Below are 25,694 nucleotides of genomic sequence, written 5' to 3'. Positions count from 1 at the left end.
TCCTCGAATTGCTTTAAAAGCCTCTGGCTTGGTAGTACTTTGGACATGATGTGTGGTTCCTTTCTGTCCCGTCCGGGACCGGTTTTGGGTTACCGAGGAACCATACATCATTTTCTTCTACAGGAACTTTAAGACATCACCTTCTTGTACTGGCTCTGCTTGTACTGGGTCTGCTTCGGCTGCTTCTGCTGAGGCTTCGAATACTGCTGCGTCCCAACCGTTTCCTTCCAGGCCTGACGGAAGCTCTGAGGGTCAACCATCAAGATCTTCCGGTTATCAGCCTTCCACCACACACAGTTAATCGAACTCTTGTTCTTCTGACAGAAATTGACAACGCCCTGCACTGTCTTGCAACCTTGGTATCCCCAGGCGGCAATCTGCGCAGGATGGATCAATTTGATATTAGTTCGTACCATTGTTTTTTACCCCCTTCCGGAACGAAACTTTTAAGAATATCGGTTGGAGGCGCAATGACTTGAGCAATCTATAGCTAAATTTGATTATTTTTTAATTTTTTTTCCGGTTCAGAAGATTCCAAATAGCAAACTCCGTAGACGGAACGGAGCCGAATATTCCGGGCTGGTGGGATCCTTCCACGATTGATTCATTGGGATTTTCATCTGATGAGACATTCCAGACCCGCAGCGATTCCTTCGATCCGTCTGCTTGAGTCACGATAAAGATAAGATCGGGTGTGCGATCAGAGGTGAGATCGTCAGCTTTAATTCGTTCCGGTTCGGCGAACGAGGCGAACCGGAGACGCGAGAGATTGGCGATGGCTGTTGAGAGGATTCTCTTCGGATCGGGAGCGCTAAGATTCAATTCCCCCTTCTCAAGGACCCACATCTCCTCTATCCGGCGAAAATGGATCGGCTCTCCGCCGGGGCGCCTCACCTCGATTTCAACCCAAGTCTTCTCATCGGTTCCAAAGAGAGACCGGTAGCGGAATGATGCCGCGGGCATGGAAAAAACGGCCCAGCTCTCTTCTTGGAGCCATGCCGGCGGGCGCTGATTGACCCAGACAGCGAGTCTTCCCTCCGAAGCCAGGTGCCGTCCAATGCGAAAGGTGTCGATTTTAGAACCGGCTGTCAAAATCCATTGAGCCAGCGGCGGATCAAGATCGAGATCGGCGGGTTCCAGCTCACCGGGCCCGTTGAGAAAGTGAATCGCCCGCATCCGCTGTAACGTGCCGACAGCCTTCTGGCAGAGCAGGGAATCGGCCCGTGACGATTGGGTCCACTGCGAACCGGCCCGTTTCTCTATCCACCAGGCGTGCTCCAAGAAGGTCAACCGGAAGCGGCGCTCGCCCTGGATGATTTCGGCGTGTTCAATCTTGCCGAGGGGGATCCGTCCCAGCTTGGGTTCACGGAGTTGGTCGTCCCGCGACATGACATACTGCTCTACAATATAGGCATCCAGAACAGCGGCGCTGCCCCCCAACCCTGACCAATAGGCGTAACAACCGCCGGCGACCGGCGTCCGGTTGCCGATCCATAATGTTTCAGCAACGGCCGTCGCTTGAATGACGAGCCCGGCCAGCGGACGATTTAAGCCGAAAAGATCACTTTCTTCATCGGGCGTCAGGATTCTCTTTGCCCTGAAGCGATTGAGTTCCTGGAGCATCTGTTTAACAAACCGTTCGTTGGCGAGATCCGTCCGCCACGCGGGTCTGGATGTCGAACCGCAGCGATAGATCCACTCTTCACCGGATCTTTCAATAAGCCTGAGTCCATCATCCCCGATCCAAATCAATGACCGTACCGAATCAGGTTCGATAGAATCAAAGGGACCGGGTTCTGGTAACAAATTGTTCGGGTGGTGCGCAATGTAATACCAGAGAAGCAGGATGCCGCCGGCTAATAAGATCTGTATCCAGATTCTTGATCTCATCCCCTTCCCACCGAGCGCCGTCTCAACCAGATAGTAATTCCCAGAAGGAGAAAGGCCAAAGGAAGCAAAATCATCATGATCAGCCAGAGGGTTCGAATGATGGTTTCATCCAGCAACAGCACCGGCTGTTGCTGTTTCGCCTCGGACCGCAGCAGGATATCTTCCTCGGCCAACCAATGTATAAAGGACATGACAACCTGGCGGTTCCCCTGTCTCTCAAGATAGCGGTTCGTTAAAAGATCGGAGTCACCCACCACAATGAGCCGCGCCCACGGGCGTTCCCGGAATCTGGTGAGATTATCATCGGGCGCATGGATTTGCCAGGCGGAAGCGACGGCGACGCTATAGGACGGATCAGCCGGCGCTTCTCCGCCTTGCCCGGCGAGAGTCCGCAATAATGTAGAAGATTCCGAGATTTGCCGTCCCGGTTCGGAACTCTCGACGGGACGGGCGCCCACAAGCAGGGCCCGCGTTCCGAGATAGGATGAGGCGGGATGGTCATTCGTCGGATCCGCCAGGATCTGGCCCTCATCAAGACCCAGTCGCTTCGACGTCGCTTCCGTCAACTCGATCGGGCCGTCACCCAGGATGATGCCGCTGGAGAGAAAAGGCTGTGAAAGTTCTGTTTTGACGCCCGGATCAAGAAAGATGGCGGCGCGCCCCCCGCGGTCAAGAAACTCCTGGAGATTTCGAATCTCACCGGGTATCAAGTCATGGCGCGGCCCGGCAATGACAACAACCCCCGGGGGATCGGGGAAATGGGCCGGATCAAGGAGATCGGTGACGCCGACCTGGTACCCATCATCGGACAGAAACCGGGTCAGTTTGGAGAGGCCGGTGGGATCGACGGCGCTCGGCGAAAGCTCTTCATGCCCCCGGCTGAAAAGGATGCTTCTCCCTTTGCCGCTGATCAGCCGGATAAGACCAGCGGTCAAAGCCTGCTCAGAGAGATCGGTGACACGCTCCTCGCGATCGCCGCTGCGGAGTAAAATAAGGCCGACTTCACCGACACCATATTTTCTCGCCGTGGCCGGATCCTGGTCAGGATCAACACGCCGCATCTCGATTTTCCGCGATGAAGCAACGTAGATTCCAAGAAGCTCGCCGGCCTCTCTCCAGGTCGAGGTCCCCTCTTTTAAGAAGGCGATCATTTCGACCTTGTTTTGTATTTCGTTCACAATCTCATGGGAGCCCGGTTTCAATGTGTAGATTTTTTGCCGTGTAAGATCCCAGCGCAAACCCGATCTTTCCACCGCGATCGATCCGAGGATGAGAAAACCGCAGGCCAGCAGAAGGGTGAGCATCAGACCAGGTTCGGAGAAGGATCGCAGGTGCAGGATAAAAAAGCGGATCTCATCCCCCGTTCTCACGAGGAAGAAAAGAAAACCTGCGCCGCCGGTGATCCAAAGGAGGCGGCCTGGAAATCCGGGATGGCCATTGTGCAAGGCCGACCAAAGAACGCCCAGCAGAACGATAACGCAGGAAATCAGCAAAAGAACGAAAGGGCGGGTCTGTTTCATGATCCGGCCCCCCGCCATCGAAGCCAATCAACGCCGCGCAGGGCGAAGGCCAGGGCGGCGGCGATTCCCGCGCCGTACGCCAGTAGGGGATCCAGTTTCAGAATCCCGCGACTCAATTCCTGAAAGTGCCCGAGCGGTGAAATGAATTGTAAGATCTGTCGCCAGCCCTCATTCGCCTGGGTGCCGCCGACGAGAACCAATCCGGCCAGCAAACCCAGCGTGAGAACCGCGGCTTCCAATGGGCCTTGGCTTAAAGCCGAAATAAAAATGCCGAGGGCGATCGCGGCGGCCCCCATAAAGAGCAGCCCCAGAAGACTGGCCCCAACCGTTCCCCAACCCGGATCGCGGAAGAGGGCAAAGAGCAGAATATGGATGAAATTCACCGCCAAAAGGCAGGCGAAGACCATCAAGACACCGAGGAATTTCCCCAGAACGATTTCACCGGTTGTCATGGGATAACTGAGAAGAAGTTCCAAATTCCCTGTCCGCCGCTCGCCGGCAATGCTGCCCATGGTAAGGAAGGGAATAAAGAAGATGAGGACTTGTGAAATATTTGAAAGATAGGGCTGTATCAGCCAGCTCTCGGTTGAGATCGGAATCACCGTATCGAGCGTGCCGTATGGGTTTTGTAAGGCCTGGAGGCCGATCGACTGAAAACGGAGAAGAAGGAGGACAAAGACAAAACCAGATATCAGGGAATAGACGCAAAGAAGGATGAACCCGATCGGCGTCCGGAAGGCCAGGGAAAGTTCCCGGCGTGCCAGTGTCCAGATTTTCACGGCTTGCCCTCCTGCGTCAGTTGGCGGAAGAGATCCTCCAATGTGCGGCCGCCGGCGGTCCATTCGACCAACTCACCCTTTGCCGCGATCAGCTCTTGGAGTAGGACATCGCGATCCTGCTCGGGCAAGGTTCCCTCAAGAATCCACTCATGGTCCGGATCTCCTTCCCCCTTGGCCGTTATCTTGAGGCCCCGGCGCCTCGCGATCTCGGCAAGCCTCGCTCCACCGCGGATCACAGCCCGCAGGGACCCCGAATCAGCGACCCTTTGTGTTAAAATCTGCCGATCTCCTTGAGCGACGACTTCGCCTCGGTGAAGGATGACCAGTTGATCGCAAAGGCTGGTTGCCTCCGCCAGAAGATGGGTCGAAATGAGAACCGCGCCGGTGGCGGCATGCCGCCGCAACGTGCCCCTCAGGTCGGCGGCCTGATTGGGATCGAGGCCGGTGGTCGGCTCGTCCAGGATCAGGAGGGGAGGATTGTTCAGGGTGGCCTGGGCCAGGCCGGTCCGCTGTCGGAAACCGCGTGAGAGCTGGGCCACGGGCCGGCGGGCCACTTCCCTCAGATTCCATATCTTAACCGCATTCTGAACCGAAGGCCCTATCTCGTATCCTTTCATGCCCTTGAGACGGGCGACAAACTCAAGATAACTGATCACATCCATCTCCCGGGCCATTCCTGGGTTTTCCGGCAAATAGCCGAGGAACTTCTTTGCTTGAGGCCCCTGGCGAAAAACATCGTATCCGGAAATCATCACTCGGCCCTGGCTGGGGACTTGAGAGCCGACGAGCATCCGGAGCGTGGTCGTTTTCCCCGCGCCGTTGGGTCCCAGAAGACCGACGATTTGCCCCGGGAAGATGCTCAGGGAGAGCTGATGTACCGCGCGAACTGTGCCGTAATACCGGCAAAGCTCGGTTGCTTCGAGAAGGGGTGGTCTAATGGATGTATGATTCGCGGAACCGGTCATAACCGGATGAGTCTCCTAAAGATTTGGGATCACTGAATGTCCCCGGCCTCCACGCCGATAGTGACATCAGAGAAAGAGAACACCAAAGAATTTCCAGAGCGATCTGAGAGAGTGGAGAGAATGAATCGGGGAAAGAGCAGAGCATCATTGATCCGCGCCTTCGGCCTCCCTGGCGACGGCCTCCATGCGGCCATGGGCACCCTCGTGAGCCTTTTTGCGCTGGCCATTTTCTCCATCACGACGCCGGCCATCGGCGCCTATCATAATTGGAATCTTGTGATCGATTCCCAGACCCTCCCCTATCCTGACGGATTTCTGCCCGATGTGGAATTCTGGAAGAGCGTTTTCGCCCATTATTCCACCCAACAAACACTCATCCATGATTCCGATGATCTAGGGATAATCTATGAAGTGCTGGATACATCGAGGACTCCTTCAGAAACGGAACGAACCCGATTGGTCCGTACGCGGATCCGTCATTACCAACATATTTTAAAATCCCTCGCCTCAAAACCATCCCCTCAATGGACGCGGGAAGAAAGACGGGTCGCCCGCCTCTTTGACGGATTGGAGCCCACGCGATTCCAGCAAGCCATCTATTCGGTGCGGGCGCAACGAGGCATGTGGGAGAATTTTAGAGAAGGCTTGATCCGGGCGGGATGCTGGCAGCAGGTCATGGTCGAGATATTCAGGCAATATGGCGTTCCTGAGCAGATCGCTGCTCTCCCCCATGTAGAATCATCGTTCAATCCCGAAGCGCACTCGCATGCCGGGGCTGTCGGCATCTGGCAGTTCACAGGCACAACCGGACAGCGCTATCTACGAATTGGGTATGACATCGATGAAAGAAAAGATGTCTTGATCGCCACACATGCCGCGGCGCGCCACCTCAAAGACAATTACGATACGCTCGGTTCCTGGCCGCTGGCGATTATCGCCTATAACCATGGGGCCGGCGGTATGAGCCGGGCGATTGAGCAGCTGGGGACACGGGATGTGGAGACGATCATCCGCCATTATAAGGGCCGGTCCTTTCAATTCGCTTCACGCAATTTCTATATCGAATTTCTCGCCGCTCTTGAGATTGCCGTCAATCCGGAGCTCTACTTCGGACCCTTGCCTTATCGGCAACCGATCAAGCAAACGAGTTTTATCCTCCCGCAATATGTCAATTCCAGGGCGTTGGGCCGGGCCCTCAAGGTCTCACCCTCCGAATTGGCTGTGCTGAACCCCGGACTCGGTCCTTCCTTCTGGGGCGGCAGACGCGCCATCCCGAAGGGATATGCGGTCAAGATACCGGCGGGGAGTGTTCCGGATCTTTGGGAAGCCTTTGCTGAAATCCCCCAAAACGCCCGATGGGACCAACCCCCGCGGCCGCCGACGTACCAGGTCAAAAATGGAGATACCCTCTCGTCGATATCCAATCGCTTTAAGATCAGCCTGAGCGATCTGAAATCCGCCAACGGCCTTCGGAGTGATCGGATTTACGTGGGGCAGACACTTTATCTACCAGATGACGCATCGCCGCGGCGATAATATTAACCGGCGGCCAAGCTGATTGACACCCTCCCTGTGCCTGTGGCATCCTGCCCACCGGTTCAAGCCCAGAAAAGAGGAGCGGATTATGGCAGAAGAGGGAATCACAAAAAGAGCGGATGACTTCTCCCAGTGGTATCTGGATATCGTTTTAAGGGCCCAACTCGCCGATTACTCGCCGGTCCGCGGGTGCATGGTCATCCGTCCGAATGGGTATGCGGTCTGGGAGCTGCTGCAGAAGGCTCTCGATACGATGATCAAGGAGACCGGGCATAAAAACGCCTATTTCCCTCTCTTGATCCCGGAGTCGTTTCTCAAAAGAGAGGCGGAGCATGTAGAAGGATTCGCCCCGGAGACAGCGGTCGTGACGCATGGCGGAGGGAAACTTCTTGAAGAACCCCTGATCATCCGTCCCACGTCAGAAACGATCATTTACGATATGTATTCGAAATGGATCATGTCATACCGCGATCTTCCGCTCCTCATCAACCAGTGGGCCAATGTGGTCCGTTGGGAAATGAGAACCCGCCTCTTTCTGCGAACGACGGAGTTTCTCTGGCAGGAAGGCCATACGGCCCATGCCACCGCCGAGGAGGGCGAGGAAGAGACTCTGAAGATGCTGGAGGTTTACAAGACCCTCTCTGAGGATGTTATGGCGATTCCGGTCTTGACCGGTCAGAAGACCGAGTCTGAGAAGTTCGCCGGCGCCCTGCGGACTTATGCGATCGAAGCGATGATGCAGGATGGGAAGGCGCTGCAAGCCGGGACATCCCATAATCTGGGTCAAAATTTCTCAAAAGTCTTCAATGTTCGATTCCAGGATGAACAGGGGCAAATGCAGTATTGCTGGCAGACATCCTGGGGTGTTTCGACGCGGCTTATCGGCGCGGTGATCATGGCCCATTCCGATGACAAGGGCCTCATCCTGCCACCCAAGCTCGCCCCGACTGAAGCGGTGATCATTCCAATTTATAAGACGGATGATGAAAAGCGCCTTGTCATGGAAAAGGCCCGGGCGATTGAGGCGGGCCTGAAGCAGCGCTTCCGTCTTAAGGTCGATGACCGCGACCAGTTCACGCCCGGATGGAAGTACGCCGATGCCGAGCTCATCGGCATACCGGTCCGCATCGAGGTCGGTCCGCGGGATGTGGCGAAAGACCAAGCCGTCCTGGTTCGCCGGGATAATCGGCAGAAATCATTCGTCGCCATTTCAGAGATTGATAAAGCCTTACGGGAGACCCTGGATCAATTGCAGGTCGATCTCTTCCAGAAAGCCTTAAAGCATCGGGAGGAGAAGACCCATCAGGTGGAAAGCTGGGATGAATTCCTGAAGACCAACACCGAAAAGGGCGGCTTCATCGAGGGCTGCTGGTGCGGTTCTCCGTTGTGTGAGGAGAAGGTGAAGGAAGAGACCAAGGCGACAATCCGGGTCCTTCCTTTTGGTCAGGACGACAGCAACAAAGGTCCCTGTCTCGTCTGCGGCAAGGATAGCCCCCATCGGGTTGTCTGGTCGCAATCTTATTAGAGAGCGGACGCTTCTATCATTCCAGCCGGGCTCGCGCGATAGCCGGGTGGCCGATGGCGTCGCGGGCGCGTACCGCTATGAAGCGCGGCAGATCCTTTCCGATTGAGATCCTTGCGCTAAACGATTCGATCCGGCTGTCGAGGATACCATCGCTGGGCGCGATCGATTTCCATCCCTTGCCGTCAAATGAGACCTCGAGAGCGGCGATCCGCTGACTCATATCCACGGCCCGCCCGCTGACGAGAATGGCGCGCCCCTCTTGATCAACGATGGATTGTGCCCGGACATTCTCGAGCGCCGGGGGCGTGTGATCTATTTCGAAGGGATGGCTTTCCGCGATTGTCTCCAAAGACCACTGTTCGGGGTTGCCGGGCAGGTCGGTGGCGCGGACCCGAATCTGATACTTGCCCTCCGGCCAAGCTGAGGCATCCCATGTATAAGCCGGCTCCATGACCTCCTCCTCCAGGAGGGTCCACTCATTGTCGTCAACGGGGCGGAAGGATATGTCATAGCTCAGCCGATCCCCATCGACATCATCCGCTTCCCACACGGCGCTTCGATAGATTTTTGCCCATGGTCCCATTAACTTGGCCGCCGGCAGGCTGTTCGTTCGATTCGCCGCTTCTTGGAATGTATAATCGATCTGAACGCCGCCCGGTAGTGTTTGCGAGACAGTGCCCGGACGAACGGAAGTTCCTCCGGTGAACATTGCCTCACTTGGTGAAACAATGATTTGGCGGATACGCGGCGGCCGGTTCGGCCTCAGGTAGGGTGTCCTTACTTCATAAACCTTCGGCCCTGTCTCTCCATAGACGGCCGATGAATTCAATACAATCTTCCATTGAAGAAAACGATTCGGAGGCGAATTGATCGCCGCGCCGGCGGAGCGGTCGATCGCCGACCACTCAGACCATCCGGCTTCGACATTGCTGGTCGCACCCGACCGCGTCAGGAAGGAGAGTTCGGCGCCCGGAGTCAATTCGATATTGAGGAAGGGTGTCCCCCAGGTGGAGGTTGCGCCGGCATCAAGAACTTGGGATGTATAAATTCCCGCGACTATTCCCTTTCCATCGAGGCGATAGATGCCGCCGCCATTCCCCGTCCCCAGAAGCAGGCCGGCGTCGGTGCTCAAAAGCGTGAGAATCTGATTCTGCTCCAGCACCGCAGTGCGCTCAGATGTCCCATCAGGATAGATGCGGTAAAGGACGCCGTTGGATCCGGTGCCGATCCAGACCGATCCCTCACCGGCCGGAGCCAGACTGAGGATGTCATCTTCGGGGCATCGCCAGAGATCGGTGATGAGACCCGATGCCTCCCGGCGGTAGACGACGGGACCCTCGGGTGCCGGACGGATATTTAAACTGAATTCGTTGACACCTTCTTCATCATTTTTCCTGCCCATGGCCGCCCCGCCATTGGCGGCGAAGATAATGTCGCCATTCTCCAGTGTCAAAATTTCGGCGATCTCCTCCTGATGCGCATCATAGAGCACCTCTGAATCACCCGTGGCCGGATCGATGGAGAGCAACAGGCCCTGGCTGTCGGTCCCCGCGATGAGACGACCGCCCGTTCCCCAGGCCATGGAGACGATATGCGTTTCGGGAGCTTCATAGATATATTTTGCGGTGCCGTCCTGCTTAATGGCGTAGATGCGGCCCCGTTCACCTGTCGAGGCATAGATGGTGCCATCATCTCCAACCACAAGGGTCCAAACGATTCCCTCAGGAACGTCGAAGAGGGTTCTGACCTCTTCATTATCCCACATTTGAATCGTGCCATTGGGCGCGCCGGCGAAAATGGGCCTGCCCTTTGCATCTAATGTTAAAGCGAAGATCTCATACTCATGAGAGTTGATCTCTTTCTCGATCTCGCCTTCGGCATTGAGCCGGTATAAAATCCCATCACTGCCCGTAGCAGCGTAAATCCTTCCTTCGGGGTCTTGGCATAGCTTCCAAACATAGGGAGCAAGGTTAACCGCCAGTGTCGTCGTGTGAGGCGCGAGGACCAGATAGTCTTTGGATGAAATTCCAAATCCTTCAGAGGTTCCCAGTAGGAATTCGGCTTCAGCCGAGGTTATAAATTCCAGGGTCTCGACGGCATCGATTGGAAGAGAGCCCAGAAGAAGCAAACCGATGAGGACAAAGACTCCCGGGCCCCAAGCGCGCTTTATTCCAAATCCCTGGAACTCATCCATATTCGCACTCACATGGTGGCTCATTTTACTCCCTTTCGTGTCACTTGCAGGACAACCCCGGATCCACCGAGAAGTTGATATCCCAGGGGAATCCGCTCTTCATAGACCAGCAGGCCGGATATTGGAGAAACCGTTCCCTGTGTTGAGGGATCTTGCAGAATCCGGAGGACGGAGCCGGGAAGGCTGCCGACCTCGCGGCCACGTATTAGAGCCCCCGCCGAGGGAGCATAAACACGGATGATCAAATCTTCTTGCGACGGCAAATCTCCGAGCAGATCGATTAAATGTTCAAAATCCTGGGGACTGTACTTTTCAGGGGCGCGTTCCTGATCCCACGTTAAAAAATCCTGGAATGATGAAGCGATGACGATAATGCGATCTCCTTGCACCTGTTTCGGAATCGGTACGTCATATTCCCGCCATGCAGCCTTCCCCTCATGCTGCCGCATAAAGACACGCAGCCGGACAACGTCGCCGGGTTCAATAGAGGATTGATCCGCCTCGACCTTCTCGAGAACGAGTCTCTTCAATCCCCATTCAATGCCGGCATCAAGGGAGATCGATTCAACGGGGAACGGAGCGAAGGTGCTTTGCAAGAGATACGTCATCATTTGAGTCGCGGAAAGCCCGAGGGACCCGGCGGGTTGTTGGGAGCTTATGAGATCCCGGAAGTGGAGCGTGCGTCCGTCGGTCAGATGAATTTGAATCCGGATATCGGCCGTCACCGCATCGGCTTCGGCCAAATTATAAGTAAAGCTGTTTGAAGCGGCCCAGGCGACAAGAAAGGGTGTCAGGAACTGCTGCCGGACCAGGTCAAAATGATACTCACGTTTCACACCGAGGGGATCGCGTATGGAGACCTCCATGGGAAGCGTCTTCGGCGGAAAACCGAGAACACCGGAGATACCGGCGCGCTGATCCTGGACCAGGGTGCCGACGGTCTCTCCCCCGCTTCCCATTTTGAACGATACATTCCGGCTGGGCATCACACCGTGGATCTCGGCTTGAACCAGCGGCATAAAGAGGGCGCCGCTATTCATCATCGGGTGGCCGAAGGCAAGGATTCGATTGCCGGAACGATAGGTCACCGTTCCTATAGCCGTGAGATCGGCGTCACCTCCCAGAAGCCGGGCGCCGATGGAGCTACCGGGGACAATGGGTCCCGGTCTTCCCTCTGACCCACCGGCGCCGGCGGCCGCGCTCAGAGGATGGGCTTGAGAGTCGCCCAGGCCACATCCGGCGGCGGGCGTCGCGTTTTCAATCAGTCGATCGAGTGTTGTCGATGGAATCGATTCAGAAGGGATCCATCCCAAGGCTTCAAAGAGAGGCGTCATCAGAGTTCTCGCATCAGGAGTCATGGGCGAGATCGATACGGGTGTTTGGATCGGAATCAGCGAAGTCGCGGTTGCCGTCGCCCCGGCGGTGGCGTAGGGGCCGACAAGCTTTTCAGCCCAAGCCTTTGGATCCTCACACAGGGAGCGCCAGGCGATGAGATCCCCCGGTCCCCCGTCCCGGGTCGTTCTGAAGTCGACATCGCCCTTTCTGGGCATCCCCGTTTTGGCTCTCAAGGTATCGGCGGGAAGATCAAGAATCGCCATCATCTCCCCGATCGGCGTAATCGCTCCGATCGGGTCCTTTGCAAATCCATAGGCGAAGGCCGCGGCGCCGACAAGCCGTCCATCAATCAAAACCGGGCTCCCGCTCATTCCGGATACAATGCCGGTCTTTTGGAGAAACTCACCCTCAGCGATGAAAAGAATCCGGCTGGAGTTGGGTCCCGTTCCCTTCATGACGCCAAGGATCTCCACACCGAAACTGTCCGGCTCCGATCCCCTGAAGACGGACCAGCCAACGCCCCTCAGACCGGGTTTAATCTCTTCCAGGGGGAAGATCGGCAGAGGTTTATCACCCCACTCGAAGGGTGTGGAGGCCTCTCCCTTCGCGGCGGCGAAAAAAAAGTGCAATGTAATCAAGCTGCAGAGAAGGCTGTAGTTGAGAGGCGGAATAGACCGCCTTAAGATAGGTCGCATGAAGGTCAGCGGATTTTCCATGGTCAGAAATGCACTCCTCCTTGATTACCCGATTGTGGAGGCCATCTGTTCTATCCTACCCCTGTGCGATGAATTCGTCATCGCGGTCGGCAAGGGGGAAGATGGAACTCTTGAAGCCATACGCGGCATCGGTGATCCCAAGATCCGCATTATTGAAACGGAGTGGGACTCCGCCCACTTCGTGCACGGTAAAATCAATGCGGTTCAGTCCAACATCGCTCTGGATGCTTGCACAGGGGACTGGTGTTTTTATATCCAGGCGGATGAGGTCGTCCATGAAGCGGATCATCCCATGATCCGCGAGGCCATGGAAAGATATCTTGACGATCCCCGAGTTGAAGGCCTGCTCTTCGATTACCTTCACTTCTGGGGAGACTATGACCGGTATCATACCGCTCGCAATTGGTATCGGCGTGAAGTCCGCGTGATTCGAGGAGGAATCGGGATCCGATCATGGAAAAGTGCTCAGGGATTCCGTAAGGATGAGAAGAAAATCCATGTCAAACACTGCAAGGCCCGCATTTTCCACTATGGCTGGGTCCGGCATCCCTCCTTCATGAAGAAAAAGACAATCGCCCTCGATCGGCTTCATCACGATGAGAGCTGGGTCAAGGACCGCCACCCTGATCCCAAGGAAGCCTTCCGCTATGGGACCCTGCAGCATCTAGCGAAATTCCGGGGCACGCATCCTAAAGTTATGTCTGAACGCATCGCCCTTAAAGATTGGAATTCTGATGATTGGGGGACCGATGATGCCGGGCATGAACACAATCGGCTTTCGACGAGAATTTTAACCTGGGTGGAGAACAAAATCTTTCATACCCGGTTCGGCGAATATAAGAACTACAGACTCCTGCCTTGAATTGAGGATTAGAAGAAGTAAAATCTCAACCCCACCTCGAACCGTGCCCCACTGAAATCGAGATTGAGATTGTCGACTACCTTTAGAGTGTTGATCGGTGGTCCATCGGCATTGGCGGCTTCTTCATCGTCCGGATCCGGTCTATTGCCGGGATCTTGAAGAAATGAGTGGAGCAGGAAGGCGTCGATGTCTCTATACGCCCAGAAGAGTTGCTCATCATCAGCGAAGGCATCGATGCCGCGATAGGCCTGATGATCGGCATGCCTGATCGCTATCGACCAATCGTCGTAGTCGGCGGTGGCGAATCGGTAGCCGGCATTCATCATGAATGTCATGTGATCGCCAATGAGGTATTCACCCAATATATCGAACTGGAAACCGCTTCCGGAGCCCTTGAAACTGATGATTTCTTTACGTTCGGGAACCTTTGCCTCTTCATCCCGCTCATGCCCGATCTCAAGAACGGCATCACGCAGTAGGACCCCTCCGCCACCCACAAAAAGGCGGCCATTCTCGAATGGCCTCCATGGAATGGCGTAGAGCAGCCGACCGAAGATGACGGTGGCATCGGCTTTGGCGGAGAGGATCTGGTTGTAAGAGACCTCCGAAAGAGCGGTGAGAGTCCCATACCCTAAAGAAATGTAAAAGGGGTCTTTGAGGGCGGTTTTAAAATCGCCGTAGACGTTGTAACCGGAGCTGAGCCTGTCCATGGTGGTCAGGCCCTTGAATCGCAAATAATCATTCCCGCGATCGATTTCCCGGTTCACATCATCCATGGCCAGGCCGGCGATACCGAAATTGACCCCGATACTGATCCGTCCCACAGGATCTTCCGCCATGACGGGCGAGATCATCAGACCCATAAGAAAAATACCTAGGACAAACCCGACAACTTGATAAGCTTTGGAAAGCAAATACCGCATGCCGTTCTCCACCTCCCGTCCGGACCTCCCCGGCCATTGCCCGCGGATGGGCTGTGCCTTCTGGGCACCGCCGGAAAACTATCATTCACCACGCCCTATGTCAACGAAGGGGCGATTGAATCTCTTATGTAGACCCATCATAGCCCTGGACCTATGGGTTCGGCACCGTCATTCTGTGCTAATCGGTCGCAAACTTATGGAGAGTGTTGCGTGACAGCACATCGGAAACCCACGATTGGCCATTGCGTCTCCCCATATCTTTTCCCCACTGGGAGTTGGGTCCATGGACAGCTCCGGCACGCTCAAACGACCCGGCCCGTCGTGTTGACACAGAGCCTCGAGCACCCCGAGGCTTTTCCCTTCAAGCCTGTCCATAGGGTAACAGATAGAATCTCCTCTGCTGAGAGGATGCTGGGGCGCTTCCAGCGCTGGATGGGATCATACTCGAGCCGGCCTTATCTGGAATTGATCCAGAACGAGAAGATCCGTCTGCTCCATGCCCATACCGGATGGGAGGCGGCTCGTATCGCACCGGTGGCCCAAGCCGCCGGCCTTCCCCTCGTCGCTTCATTCTACGGCCGCGATGTCTCAGCTCTGCCCCGCAGCCCCTACTGGCGCTGGCTCTATCGGCGGCTCTTCAAGATCGCCTCTCTTTACCTTGTTGAAGGTCCCATGCTCGGGAAAAGCCTCCTGTCGCTCGGGTGTCCGGCGGATAAAATCCGCGTCGTTCATCTTGGTGTTGATCTGGACAGAATCCCCTTCCATGAACGGAAACCTCATGAGGGTCCGGTCCGCATCCTCATCAGTTGCAGCTTGAGAGAGAAGAAAGGTGTGACCTATGCCCTAAGCGCCCTCGGGCGATGTCTTGAGACGACACCCTGGGTGCTACGGATTCTAGGCGACGGCCCGTTGCGCGAGCAGTTAACCGAGCAGTCCCGCAGCCTTGGTCTTGAAGAGCGGGTCTCTTTTGAGGGTTATCTCTCCTATACGGAACATTTGCAGGCTCTCGCCGAGGCCGACCTTTTCCTCTCCCCAAGTGTCACCGCATCGGATGGGGATACGGAGGGCGGCGCGCCGGTGGCTTTAATCGAGGCGCAGGCTTCCGGCTTGCCTGCGGTAGCGTCGACCCACTGCGATATCCCAGAAATTGTTAAAGATGGTGTCACCGGTTATCTGTTTGATGAAAAAGATGTCGATGGATTGACGGTTTGCCTCCAGCGATTGTTGGCGGATCAGGAATCCTGGGCTGCTCTCGGACAGGCGGGACGCCGGCATATCGAGCGGGAGTTCAATGTGATTCAGCAGGTCGCACGTGCTGAAGAACTCTATCAGCCTTTATTCCAGGATCTCTTTGAGATATTTCACTAAATCGATTTCTGCGATTTTAACCTGATCGCCGGATTCGAGCCGCTTCACCGAAACAACCTTCTCTTTTTGCTCATCCGGACCTTGTATAAGGACGACAGGAATTCCCTGGCGGTCGGCCCTGGCAAATTGCCTTTTTAACTTCTGCGCTCCATAGGCAATCTCAGTTCGGAAGCCCTGGCGCCGAACGAGACCGGCAAGCCTGCAGGCGCTCCGCATTGAGTCCTCATCAAAAACAGCGACAAAGACCTGTGTCTTGGAGGGGGCCATCTGGAGCCGGTTCGTTTGTTGAAGCGCGGCGAGAATCCTGTCGATCCCAATGGTCGTGCCCGTCGCCGGGATCTGTTCGCCAAGGAATATTCCAATCAAATTGTCATAGCGGCCGCCGCCGGTAAGGCTCCCCATGTGCGGCAGATCGTCATGGAAGGTTTCAAATATGGGTCCTGTATAATAATCGAGCCCGCGCGCTAATGAAGGCCAAAAGGCGATTCTCTTTTCGTCCACACCCAGCGCTTCCAGCAGCTGGAAAATCTCTTTCATTTTCTCCAGCCCTTCCGACCCGCCGAATTTTCTGACAGTCGACTCGAGCTTACCCATACGAGCCAGCGAAGATTCCTTCGGATCTTCATCAACGGAGGCCAGCAGTCGCTGGATCACCGCGGCATCAAATCCCTCGTTTTCCATCTCTGCTCGAACGCCGCCGGCGCCGATTTTATCCCATTTATCCAGACATCGAGAAGCCGTCATAAGGGCGTCATCGGGTATCCCGGCAGCCCGGATGATCGCTGCCAGAAGCTCTCTGTGATTAATACGCACGGTAAAGGGGCCGATATCGAGCCGAGTGAGCGTCTCAACCGTCATGGCAAGGATTTCCGCATCAGCGGCCAGGCTGTCACTGCCGACGATATCGACATCACACTGGTAGAATTCGCGAAAACGGCCCTGCTTGATTTGAGGCCGGTCGGCACGCCAGACCGGTTGAATCTGGTAACGCTTGAAAGGCTTGGGCAGATTGGGATTTTGCGCCGCCACGCGCGCCAGGGGAATCGTGAGATCATATCGCAGGGCGAGGACGTCTCCCCCCTTATAAGCCAGCTTATAGAGGAGTTTCTCCCCCTCATCGCCATATTTCCCCGCGAGGGTCTCCATATATTCGATGGCCGGCGTTTCCAGTGGCGAGAATCCATAGAGCTCGAACGTTCCCCGGATCCGATCGATCAGATCGCTTCGGGCCACCATTACCTCAGGAAGGAAATCACGAGTGCCCCGGAAGGTTTTCGGGGTAATGGGCGGCATCCCAATCCTCCTTAATCCCAGCTCAATCTACTGCTCATGAGGCAAATACTCATGCGGCGCCTCAAAGTACTTATTTACCGGATAGTTGAGAAAATTACTCACCCGGCTTGTATAAATGCAAGCGAAGCTGTGAACTTGCGCTCCAAAATGCGAGTTTTCGCGGCCCGCCTTGAATATCGGGCCCCAATGAGGATTGAAAGCCATGTGAAGATCGGATTCCAGACCTTCGATTTGCTCTTCCAAAGAAAGTATCTCCTTTTGGAGGACGCCAAGGTGGTATTCGAGGCCGCCCCGTTTTTCTTGGGTGGAGATATTAAGCCGGGATAAAATGGCTTCAGCCAGCTTCCGTCCCAGCTGACCCTCCTTTGAGCGCTCCAGGAAATCCCTCCATCCGACAAGCCGGTCTTTCCTTCGTTCCAGTGAAAGGAGTTTTTTCCGCATGGAAGTCGTTTGCTCTACCTTTGCCAGCCCCTCCTCAAGGTCCTGGATGATCATGGCGGTCCTCCATCCGCTGGAGTGTTTGGAACTGAGAATGTCTCCATAAGTGTGGTCGCCGAAATAGAGAACTTGATCGCCCCGGACTTTGAGGAATTTTTGCAACTCCTGAACCGATCCGCCAATGAAGATTCTTCTCCGGTTCTTTATGGGGACCCGGTTCTTGATATCGTTGACCGGCTGGAAGGCGAGCCGGTGCGTGAAGAAATCAGGTTTCCCCGCCTGCAAAACGACGGCGTCAAAATAATCGGTCCAATGCGGCAACCGGCGGAGTTTGTTGGAGAGCAGCTTTGACATGATAACGTCGGTATAGATCGGTTCGGAATTCGTCAGAAGAAACAAACGCTTTCTGTGAGCCCGAATCTGTTGGAGCGTTTGAGGAAGATCTGGGTCAATGTCGGTGTATTGCAGCGGATTTTTTATAATGACCTTTTTAATTGAGTCATCGGCATGCGCCTCATCGACGCAATCCCGGACATGCTCGTACAATCTTCGATATTCCTTACGGCCTCTCTGTCCCTTTTCTCCCTCTGCTATCTTATCGATCAGGTCGACCATCTGCGCGTAGAGACTGATTTCGGGGAGTGAGAAGAGCGTGTCGATAACAGAGTAATTTCCACTGGATAGGCGAATACGCCGATTTGAGTAGATCTGCTTTCTCACTTCATCGGATAGCGGCCTTGTTCCATGAGATGCGATTGAGACATAGCGGTGCTTGTCCATTTTAAGGATGTTTCCCAAGCGCTTGTCAACCACGAGTCCTCGGATTACGAAATCCTTGTCGTATTTCAGATCTTCGACGGATTTTGGATAACCCCATTTCACCATCAACTTCTGTTGTGCCTTCTCAAAGGCTAGCGTCTCGAAAGGTTTGGATTTGTAAATAGCCAGGGTGTGATCCATATCAAAACCGACAGCGGCGATGGAATCCATTCTGAGTGAGCGGTTGACGTAAATCCGGTCGATCGGTTCGACATCAACCTGATGTTGCAGCCACCGGCCGACAGGATTCTTGCGGTGCGACCTCTTTCTTTTTCTCTGCATCTTCATTTCTTTCAGACCTCAATCTGAGGAGACGGGCAGGGCCCGATGAATGACTCGATAAGCATTTTCCCAGCCGACCGCTTCAATATCCGCCTCTTGCCAACCGCGGTCTCTGAGTCGCTGGATCAGGAGAGGAAGATCTTCAACCCCTTTCATCCCTTTGGGGAGATGGGTAATACCGTCGAAATCAGTTCCAATCGCCGCACATCCTCTTCCACCGATTTTGATCATATGTTCGAGATGATCCGCGACGGTATCGAGGGTCACTGAATCCGGGGCGGTTGGGTCCAAAAACTCCGGGCAGAAGATGACACCGATGACACCGTCGGCCTGCGCGATGGCCGCTATTTGTTCATCCGTCAAATTCCGGGGATGATCAGCCAAAGAGGTACAAGCGGTATGACTCACCCAAACCCGGTCCGGCGCCATTGACAATGTCTGCCAGAATGTCTCTTGAGAGGCATGGGCGAGATCGATAATACACCCCCACTCCTCTAGAGCGGTGACAAACTCCCGGCCGAGGGCCGTTAATCCTGATGGCGTTCGGATTTCACTGCATGTATCGGCAAGGGAATTGGCATTATTCCACGTCAAAGTCAATGAACGGACGCCGAACTGGACGAATTCCGCCATGACCTCGAGAGAATCGGCGATGGCATGAGCTCCTTCGATGACGACGAGCAGCCCTACTTTATCCCCCAGATTTTCAAGTCGGCTTTTATCGGTTAGACAGCAGAACTGTTCGGGAGCCTCTTGAAGAAGTTTTTCGGTTTGGCGGATAAGTCTGCGGCAGCGCTCCGGGGCGGGATCCACGGGATCGGTCCAGAGACTCAAGCCTACGCATTGTACGCCTGAGGAGAGCAACCGCGGCCGGTCGATATGAGCTTGTGGCGTTGTCTCGAGGATATTCCAGCCCCCGTCGACCGATCGATGAATAGTATCGGCATGCAGGATCGCTGATCTCATCATGGCTTCCTCTTGGCCGAGCTCAGAATCAAAATCAATAGGATATTAGATGATGAATCAAGGGACGCAGCGCGGCAAGCCTCGTGATGAGTCTGAGGAGTGGGTGGCCCCAAGCCCCGTCAGGCCGCCTGCGAAGGTGTCACCAAGTTATATTGGAGTGGTTGCGATGCCAGAGATTTAAAAACCCAATGAGTCACGGTGGATCCCAAGTCATCATAATTATTTGATCCGCAGGATTCCGCCCGGCCGAGCAGGATCCTCCAACCCGAGGTGGTAAGTTGTTTTAAGCGTTCGATGGAGGGACTTAATGGCGGCTCAATCGCCAAGACCGGGTCATCAAAGGCTGCTCCTTGTTTCAACATCGCATCAAGGCTGTTCGTGTCCGCCCCCGGAACCCAGAGTGTCGGACCCTTTCTCGACTCGGGTCTGGCCGTGGCCCAAGGCGAGAGGAGGGCTCCGGCGTGAGTCCCAAAGGCTTCGGCATCCTGGAAAAGGGATCCCACGATCCGGGACGTCCCGAGTCTCGTGGAGGATTTGATACAGATGAGGTCTGAATCAGGATTTTCGAGATCCGAAAAGGAAAGGCCCAGTTCAGCCAGTGGAGGATATGATTGTTGTACAAATCCCAGTGATAGCAGCGCGGAACCCTTGCCTGATCGATTCCACCAGAGATCGCCCAATTCGGTTTCTACCAAACCGGCCAGCCCTTCCAGCAAGCGATCCTTCCGTGGGCCGAGGAGGCGCTCCAGCATCTTTTCACGGAATTCCAAATCGTGGTTGTATTTGTGGGTATTAGACACCGGTGATTCCAGCCAAACTTCTCCCCGTGGATCGACATGAAGCCGAGCGCCCCATTGATGCAGAATTTTAATCCATTCTTCAAGGGGCTCCGTCCGTTCCTGCAAACTCTGACCGGCATCGTGCCTTCCCAGGAGATGGGCCAGCTCTTCAGCCCTTTTCTGCCGATCTTCCAGTTCCGTTGGACCGGACTCTTGCCCCTCCCCTCTCTCATCCATAAGCCGGATAGCATCCAAGAGCAGCGAATCGGTCGATTCCTGAAAGGTATCGACAGGAGGAACAGGACACGTTTGAAAGCTGAACTCCCCGATTCGGAGGGCTAAGACGCTATGCAACGCCTCAAGACCTTGTTTGAGTGATGGGCCGACGGCTTCCTGGATCTGGCCTTCCAGAAATGTGATTTTATATCGTTCTCCACGAGATTTCGTCGCCAGAGCCCCAGTTCGCCTGTTGATCATGAGGAATTGGCAAACATCAAAAAGACTGATGGTGTCCAACCGTCCTTGCAGATCGGGCGCCAAGGCGTCTGTTCCGTCCCGAGTCTCTTTCATGCGGCGGGCCTTTGTGAGCGGGTAATCGTATTCATGACGCCATTCAGGGCGGCTGTCTCCGGTGAAATCTTCTTCGCCTGCAGGAGTTCCTCGACAGCCATGAGCATAGTCTGCATTCCGCTTTTGCGGCCGGCTTGCAATGTTCCCTCAAGTTGGTGCGTCTTCTTCTCGCGAATGAGATTTGAAACAGCGCGATTGCCGATGAGGACCTCAACAGCAGCGACCATCCCATCCTTGTCGGAACGCGGCAGAAGTTTTTGTGCAATGACGCCGCGCAGGCTCTCCGCCAGCATGGCCCGCACCTGATCCTGGCGATTAGCCGGGAAAGTGTCCAGAATGCGGTCGACGGTTTGAGGCGCACTCGACGTGTGCAGCGTCCCAAGGACCAATTGCCCCGTTTCTGCGGCTGTAATGGCGAGCGCAACGGTCTCTGGATCCCTCATCTCGCCAACAAGTATGATATTCGGATCTTCTCTCAGCGCCGCACGAAGGGCTGAAGAGAAAGTGCTCGTATGGCGGCCTACTTCCCGCTGATGCACCAAAGACAGATTGCTGGTATGCACATACTCCACGGGATCTTCGATGGTGATGATATGGCGGCGCTGTGTACGATTTATATGATCAAGTAAGGCCGCCTGCGTTGTTGATTTGCCTGTTCCCGGTGGACCCGTGACAACAATGAGACCCCTTTGGAATTTTAACAGGTATGAGAGCTGGCGAGGTAGTTCGAGTTCATCCATTGTAAAAACGCGATTCGGGAGAATCCGGAAAGCGCCGTTCATTCCACGAATATCCTCGAAGATATTGGCGCGCACGCGGAGAAGTCCTGGAACTTCATAGGCAAAATCGAGGTCATGATCCTTCTCGAATAATTTTGTTTGTTCGGAAGTTAGGATTTCATAAACCAACTCACGAACTTGGTTGTCATCCATGGGAGGACTGTCAATGGGATGAATTTCGCCATAGACGCGCAGACGGGGCTGGCTCCCCGCACCGACATGAAGATCGGAGGCACCTTGTTCATTGACAAGTTTGAAGATGGAATCAATTCGTGCCACGACGCTTCCTAATCTCCCAAGCTTTCGACCACTCTGCCGCAAACCGAGCCATGTCCCCCACAATAAGGCACATCTCTCTATAGTGATCGACCGCGGAAGCAGAGGTCTTGATCGGGAGTTGGGAATTATAACTAACGGCGAAATAGGCGGATATGGCGATGGGCGGATTGATTTTCCTTTCGCCCTAGAGCCCCAGCGTCTTGATCAACTGCGTAAACCTTCTTTGATCGGGCCGGGTCAGGTAGCCCTGACGGTTCTGGGGGACCTTCAATCCCTCCACGATTCGATTAAAAGTTCTTTGGGCCTGTCGCAGTTCATTGAGGGCGGTGGGACGATCCCCCCGGGTCAGTCGTGCGTGCGCCGAGACATACTCCAGCCGCCAGAGGAGCTCATAGAAACCCAATGTTCTGGCTGCTGTCATCATTCGCTTTAAATCACTCCAAATCATTTGGCCTTCTTGAGTATCCCATCGGTCTGTCGTCGACATCCAGCGCGCCAGGACAAGACCCTTCCAGATATCAACCCGGGGGACCTTGTCGCGTGGGAAATCGGCGGCACGATCCATCCAGATTCGGGCCTCTGCATTGTTCTCAAGCCGGAGTTCCTCCCAAGCCATTTCCAATGCAACCTCCGCTGCGACATCAGACATCCCCGCCTTTTCAAAGGTTTCATACGCCTTTAACATAAGTTCAGGCTCAATCTCCCGGTCGTCATCTTTGAGGTCGAGTGAGGCGCGGGCTGCGGCATCGAACGCAATGGCTCGATCAAAATCATAGTCTGTTTCTTTGAGGAGCGTCAGGGCCTCAGTCGCCGCTGCATGGGCCTCGCTCCGGCGGCCAACCAAAACAAGGGCTGAGGCCAGCACGGGAAGGACGGCGACCTTTCTTTCCCGGTCACTTGTTTTCCTGGCTAAGTCAACGGCCTCCGCCCCCATCTCAATGGCCAAATCGTAGAGAGCTTGAATTTGTCTATTTAAAGATAAATTGCGGAGCGCATTAATTTGCTTGCCAATATGATTGAGGGTGCGTGCAAATGCCAGATACTCCCTGTTGGCTTTAACCGCCTCCTCCCATTTCCCACTTTGAGCCGCAATATTTGCTTGATTTGATAGGGCAACCGTCAACCGATCCACTCGACCGGTACGCCTGGCCGATTCTGTCGCTTGCGAGGCGGCTTTCCATGCTTCCTCGAGATTATTATGGTGATAGTTGTAATAGCCGGTTGCAATTTTTATGGTATGTATAACATGGTTTTTGTAGGATGTGGATTTAAAGGATTTCAGTTGCTCCAGCGATTCCGTCGCCAATGTCTCGTCACCATCCCAGAGAGCGGATTGGACAATCCTCTGTAACAGCAGTGCGCGGAGATCGTCCATCCCCTTGGGTGGAAAAGATTCAAGGGCCTTCAGGGCTTCATCGCAGAAGGCTCTTGAACTCATGACATAATAAGAAACCAGAGCTTTCGCACACAGGACGAAGGCTCTTAATGGAGCTGGATATTCATCACAGGAGTACTCCGCCAGCTGATTCCAAGCTTCTTGTGTTCTCCCCTCCGCCGATAGCCCCCTGGAGTTTAATGAAATAACAATCGGATCCTTTAATGATAGATTCGATATTGTTTCTAACTGCCTGCCTTGCGGCCCTACTTCCCATGAGATCCTATAGTGAAGTCTTTGTGTCCATAAGTGACGTGACAGATCCCTCTGATCAAGATCTGCGTCTATTCGCCTCAGGATGTGCAGCGCTTCATCCTCCCTGCCCATTCGATAGAGCCGCATGGCCATCGCCAATCCCATTCTCGGCGTTTCCGCGGCCTTCCCGGCCAGGAGATGACCGATGATCGGCTTCCAATATTCAACCTGATCCGTCTTCTGTAACTTTTTTAGGACGGATGCCATGCGTATGTGATCCTCTTTCCGTGGAGAGCGGATAAGATAGCGTCCCTGATCGATGAGATCGGCATAATGCGTCTCCCAGCCCTTCAAAGAGCATCCGATGAGACCCAAATTTTGCAATTCGATTGAAATGCTCCGCAGATCCAGATTTCCCCCCTCACATAACTCCTCCCAAAGATCGAGGGTCAATGGAATTCCAGCCATTTCAAGCATCGAGAGGGCTCTCCTTGAGGAATCAGAGAGTATCCTTGTTCGGGCGGCCAGTAGGCCATGCAAAATGCTGAGGGGGCTTTCGATCTTGTCGTCTGAAAGACCGGTAATGGTGGTTTGGTGCCGCCGCTTCGCTTCAAGAAGACCACCCAGAATTTCAGGATAGCCCTGAGATTGTTTGACGATCTTCTCAATATCCTGTTCTGAAGAGAGGTGTCTCGCCGTATATGACCTCAGCGCTTCAGGGGATAGAGGGGCGAGAGAAAAGGATTGGATGTCAGCGGTTCGAAGTGGGATATCCGGCGTCTCAATATGGCTGCATAGAAGAACCAGGCTGGGAGTGCCTCTCCCCTTCTCGGAATGCGCCGAGATGGATGTCAGTTCCAGAGCGAGATCATTGAGCCATTTATTGAGCCAGCCGGGAGGGGTGGTTCCCAAATCCCAAACAAGAATCGGTGACTCATTCCAAAGAAAACCATTCAGTGACTGTTTGCGATTCCTCTGTTCTGAGATGCCGCCCAAATCGGCGGGAGAAAAGAAGGCGCAGAGAGCTGTGTCGGCTTCTTTGGCAGAGGCAAAGTGTCCTTGGGCTCCCATCAGCAGAGAAGCGTTAAAGCCGGCCATGGATAGGATGTCGGCCAAATTACGGGCGAAGGACTCTCGTCCCAATCCGGATGACACCGTCACGGGCAGGATTTTTAACAATGCCTTTGTCTCAGATGACAGAGAATCGACGATCTCTTGAGTCTCGGGCCTGGGAATCGGCGGCCAGGGCAAGGCGTTTTCGCGCTGCCAGCTATTCGGCACAATGGTGGGAGGATCCAAGCCCTCCAGAACGGAAAGCCGTTCCAAGACATTGATAACATCGGCCCCATTTCCAGGTCGTTTTTTAGGATCCGGATCCAGTAGGCCGTTGACAAGCTGGCAGAGCGGGGGCGGGAGACTCGGCTCACAAATTTCAAGGGGGGTAAAGGCTCCTCGAAGTGTTTGATCAATCACCTCATCCAGCGCCGGTCCGGCGAAGGCCGGCCGGCCCGTCAGAAGTTGATAGAAGATCCCTCCAAGAGAGAAGAGATCGGCCCGCTCATCCCACCCTTCCCTTTTCAATATTTCGGGAGCGATATAGCCGGGGGTGCCTCTGGGCTCAATCGAATGACCTGTCGAGGCCATGAGGCCGGCATCGAGAATGCGAAGAGGGGTGCGCCCCGTCTCTTCCCTCTTTTGAGAAGAGATGACAATATTAGCCGGTTTGAGATCGAGGTGCGACCAACCCCGCCGGTGCAGAGCCGAGACGGCGGAGGTCAGGGAGTAGAGGGCATTGAGCGTTGTTTCATTCCAGGGAAGGGGTTCGCTCTTTTGATCCAAGCTTTCTCCATCAATCCATTCCATGATGATGACCGGCCGGAGGTCGACATTTCTCCGAAAGGCATAGACTTCCGGCAGCGCCGGCTCCTGAAGATCCAGGAGAAGCTCATATTCCCGCTGTAGGATATCTTCTTCCGGCGTCCCGAACCGGTCGCGCCGCAGAAGTTTCAGCGCCGCCATCTTCTCCGAGATCCGGTCCCGTGCCTGAAAAACATCGGCATGGGCGCCGGAACCCACATGGCGCAGAATCGAGTATCGCGGCACCTTTAGCAGAGATTCTGTCATCGACTCCGATCGACATCCTTCCCAATGGTCGTGAACTTCCTCATCGTTCTTAGTGCCATCTCAGGCAGCATCTTATCAAGAGCTGATAAGCAATCCAAAGCCGAACGATACCTTGACTGAAT

General features: G+C 54.8%; 18 protein-coding genes. 4 read left to right on the top strand and 14 right to left on the bottom strand.

Annotation, left to right across the window (positions count from 1 at the left end; genetic code table 11):
* Window positions 1–128 precede the first annotated feature (128 nt).
* The 5 genes from KJ970_19840 to KJ970_19820 all read right to left on the bottom strand — a co-directional run bounded on the left by KJ970_19840 (window position 129) and on the right by KJ970_19820 (window position 5,154).
* On the bottom strand, window positions 129–416 hold the full coding sequence (locus KJ970_19840) for a hypothetical protein (GenBank protein ID MBU2693174.1): 288 nt from the start codon (window positions 414–416) through the stop codon (window positions 129–131).
* Window positions 417–507: 91 nt separating this feature from the next.
* Window positions 508–1,890, bottom strand: a complete 1,383-nt coding sequence (locus KJ970_19835; protein MBU2693173.1) for a DUF4340 domain-containing protein — start codon at window positions 1,888–1,890, stop codon at window positions 508–510.
* On the bottom strand, window positions 1,887–3,410 hold the full coding sequence (locus KJ970_19830; protein MBU2693172.1) for a GldG family protein: 1,524 nt from the start codon (window positions 3,408–3,410) through the stop codon (window positions 1,887–1,889). Before KJ970_19830 ends, KJ970_19835 begins: the two co-directional genes overlap by 4 nt.
* Window positions 3,407–4,189 carry an ABC transporter permease gene (locus KJ970_19825; protein ID MBU2693171.1) on the bottom strand — a complete coding sequence of 261 codons (783 nt, stop codon included), beginning with the start codon at window positions 4,187–4,189 and terminating at the stop codon, window positions 3,407–3,409. Before KJ970_19825 ends, KJ970_19830 begins: the two co-directional genes overlap by 4 nt.
* A complete protein-coding gene (locus KJ970_19820; GenBank protein MBU2693170.1) occupies window positions 4,186–5,154 on the bottom strand; it encodes an ABC transporter ATP-binding protein in 969 nt (322 codons plus the stop codon). The genes KJ970_19825 and KJ970_19820 overlap by 4 nt, the downstream gene beginning before the upstream one ends.
* 120 nt (window positions 5,155–5,274) lie before the next feature.
* On the opposite strand from KJ970_19820, the gene KJ970_19815 reads away from it, so the two are divergent.
* Together KJ970_19815 and proS are read left to right on the top strand one after the other, a co-directional pair.
* The gene (locus tag KJ970_19815) at window positions 5,275–6,690 is read left to right on the top strand and encodes a transglycosylase SLT domain-containing protein (GenBank protein ID MBU2693169.1); all 1,416 of its coding nucleotides are present in this window, start codon (window positions 5,275–5,277) and stop codon (window positions 6,688–6,690) included.
* An 88-nt stretch (window positions 6,691–6,778) separates the two neighbouring features.
* Complete coding sequence (gene proS / locus KJ970_19810) at window positions 6,779–8,215, top strand: proline--tRNA ligase (protein ID MBU2693168.1); 1,437 nt, start codon at window positions 6,779–6,781, stop codon at window positions 8,213–8,215.
* Between the two features lie 16 nt (window positions 8,216–8,231).
* Here the strand turns inward: proS and KJ970_19805 are convergent, their stop codons facing one another.
* On the bottom strand, window positions 8,232–10,433 hold the full coding sequence (locus tag KJ970_19805; protein ID MBU2693167.1) for a hypothetical protein: 2,202 nt from the start codon (window positions 10,431–10,433) through the stop codon (window positions 8,232–8,234).
* Window positions 10,430–12,460, bottom strand: a complete 2,031-nt coding sequence (locus tag KJ970_19800; GenBank protein MBU2693166.1) for a hypothetical protein — start codon at window positions 12,458–12,460, stop codon at window positions 10,430–10,432. The genes KJ970_19805 and KJ970_19800 overlap by 4 nt, the downstream gene beginning before the upstream one ends.
* On the opposite strand from KJ970_19800, the gene KJ970_19795 reads away from it, so the two are divergent.
* Window positions 12,438–13,322, top strand: coding sequence for a hypothetical protein (locus KJ970_19795; GenBank protein ID MBU2693165.1), 885 nt, complete (start codon window positions 12,438–12,440; stop codon window positions 13,320–13,322). The two genes, KJ970_19800 and KJ970_19795, sit on opposite strands and share 23 nt — an antisense overlap.
* Window positions 13,323–13,330: 8 nt before the next feature.
* On the opposite strand, the gene KJ970_19790 is transcribed toward KJ970_19795, so the two are convergent.
* Window positions 13,331–14,245: a hypothetical protein gene (locus KJ970_19790; GenBank protein ID MBU2693164.1), complete on the bottom strand. Its 915-nt coding sequence runs from the start codon at window positions 14,243–14,245 to the stop codon at window positions 13,331–13,333.
* A gap of 210 nt (window positions 14,246–14,455) precedes the next feature.
* Here KJ970_19790 and KJ970_19785 point away from each other — a divergent pair, with 210 nt between their 5' ends.
* A complete protein-coding gene (locus KJ970_19785; protein MBU2693163.1) occupies window positions 14,456–15,613 on the top strand; it encodes a glycosyltransferase in 1,158 nt (385 codons plus the stop codon).
* Here KJ970_19785 and hisS read toward each other — a convergent pair.
* The 6 genes from hisS to KJ970_19755 form a co-directional block, all read right to left on the bottom strand.
* Window positions 15,581–16,906, bottom strand: coding sequence for a histidine--tRNA ligase (gene hisS, locus KJ970_19780; GenBank protein ID MBU2693162.1), 1,326 nt, complete (start codon window positions 16,904–16,906; stop codon window positions 15,581–15,583). The genes KJ970_19785 and hisS overlap by 33 nt on opposite strands.
* A 27-nt stretch (window positions 16,907–16,933) precedes the next feature.
* Window positions 16,934–18,445: an HAD-IG family 5'-nucleotidase gene (locus KJ970_19775; GenBank protein MBU2693161.1), complete on the bottom strand. Its 1,512-nt coding sequence runs from the start codon at window positions 18,443–18,445 to the stop codon at window positions 16,934–16,936.
* Window positions 18,446–18,463: 18 nt separating this feature from the next.
* Window positions 18,464–19,414, bottom strand: a complete 951-nt coding sequence (locus tag KJ970_19770) for a membrane dipeptidase (GenBank protein ID MBU2693160.1) — start codon at window positions 19,412–19,414, stop codon at window positions 18,464–18,466.
* Between the two features lie 116 nt (window positions 19,415–19,530).
* Window positions 19,531–20,760 carry a DUF4388 domain-containing protein gene (locus KJ970_19765; protein MBU2693159.1) on the bottom strand — a complete coding sequence of 410 codons (1,230 nt, stop codon included), beginning with the start codon at window positions 20,758–20,760 and terminating at the stop codon, window positions 19,531–19,533.
* Window positions 20,757–21,818, bottom strand: a complete 1,062-nt coding sequence (locus KJ970_19760) for a PilT/PilU family type 4a pilus ATPase (GenBank protein ID MBU2693158.1) — start codon at window positions 21,816–21,818, stop codon at window positions 20,757–20,759. Before KJ970_19760 ends, KJ970_19765 begins: the two co-directional genes overlap by 4 nt.
* 184 nt (window positions 21,819–22,002) lie before the next feature.
* Complete coding sequence (locus KJ970_19755) at window positions 22,003–25,572, bottom strand: serine/threonine-protein kinase (GenBank protein ID MBU2693157.1); 3,570 nt, start codon at window positions 25,570–25,572, stop codon at window positions 22,003–22,005.
* Window positions 25,573–25,694: the final 122 nt, after the last annotated feature.

The organism is Candidatus Eisenbacteria bacterium, assembly GCA_018831195.1.
In the GTDB taxonomy this organism is placed as follows: domain Bacteria; phylum Eisenbacteria; class RBG-16-71-46; order CAIMUX01; family JAHJDP01; genus JAHJDP01.
This window is presented reverse-complemented; position numbering and strand designations above follow the sequence as displayed.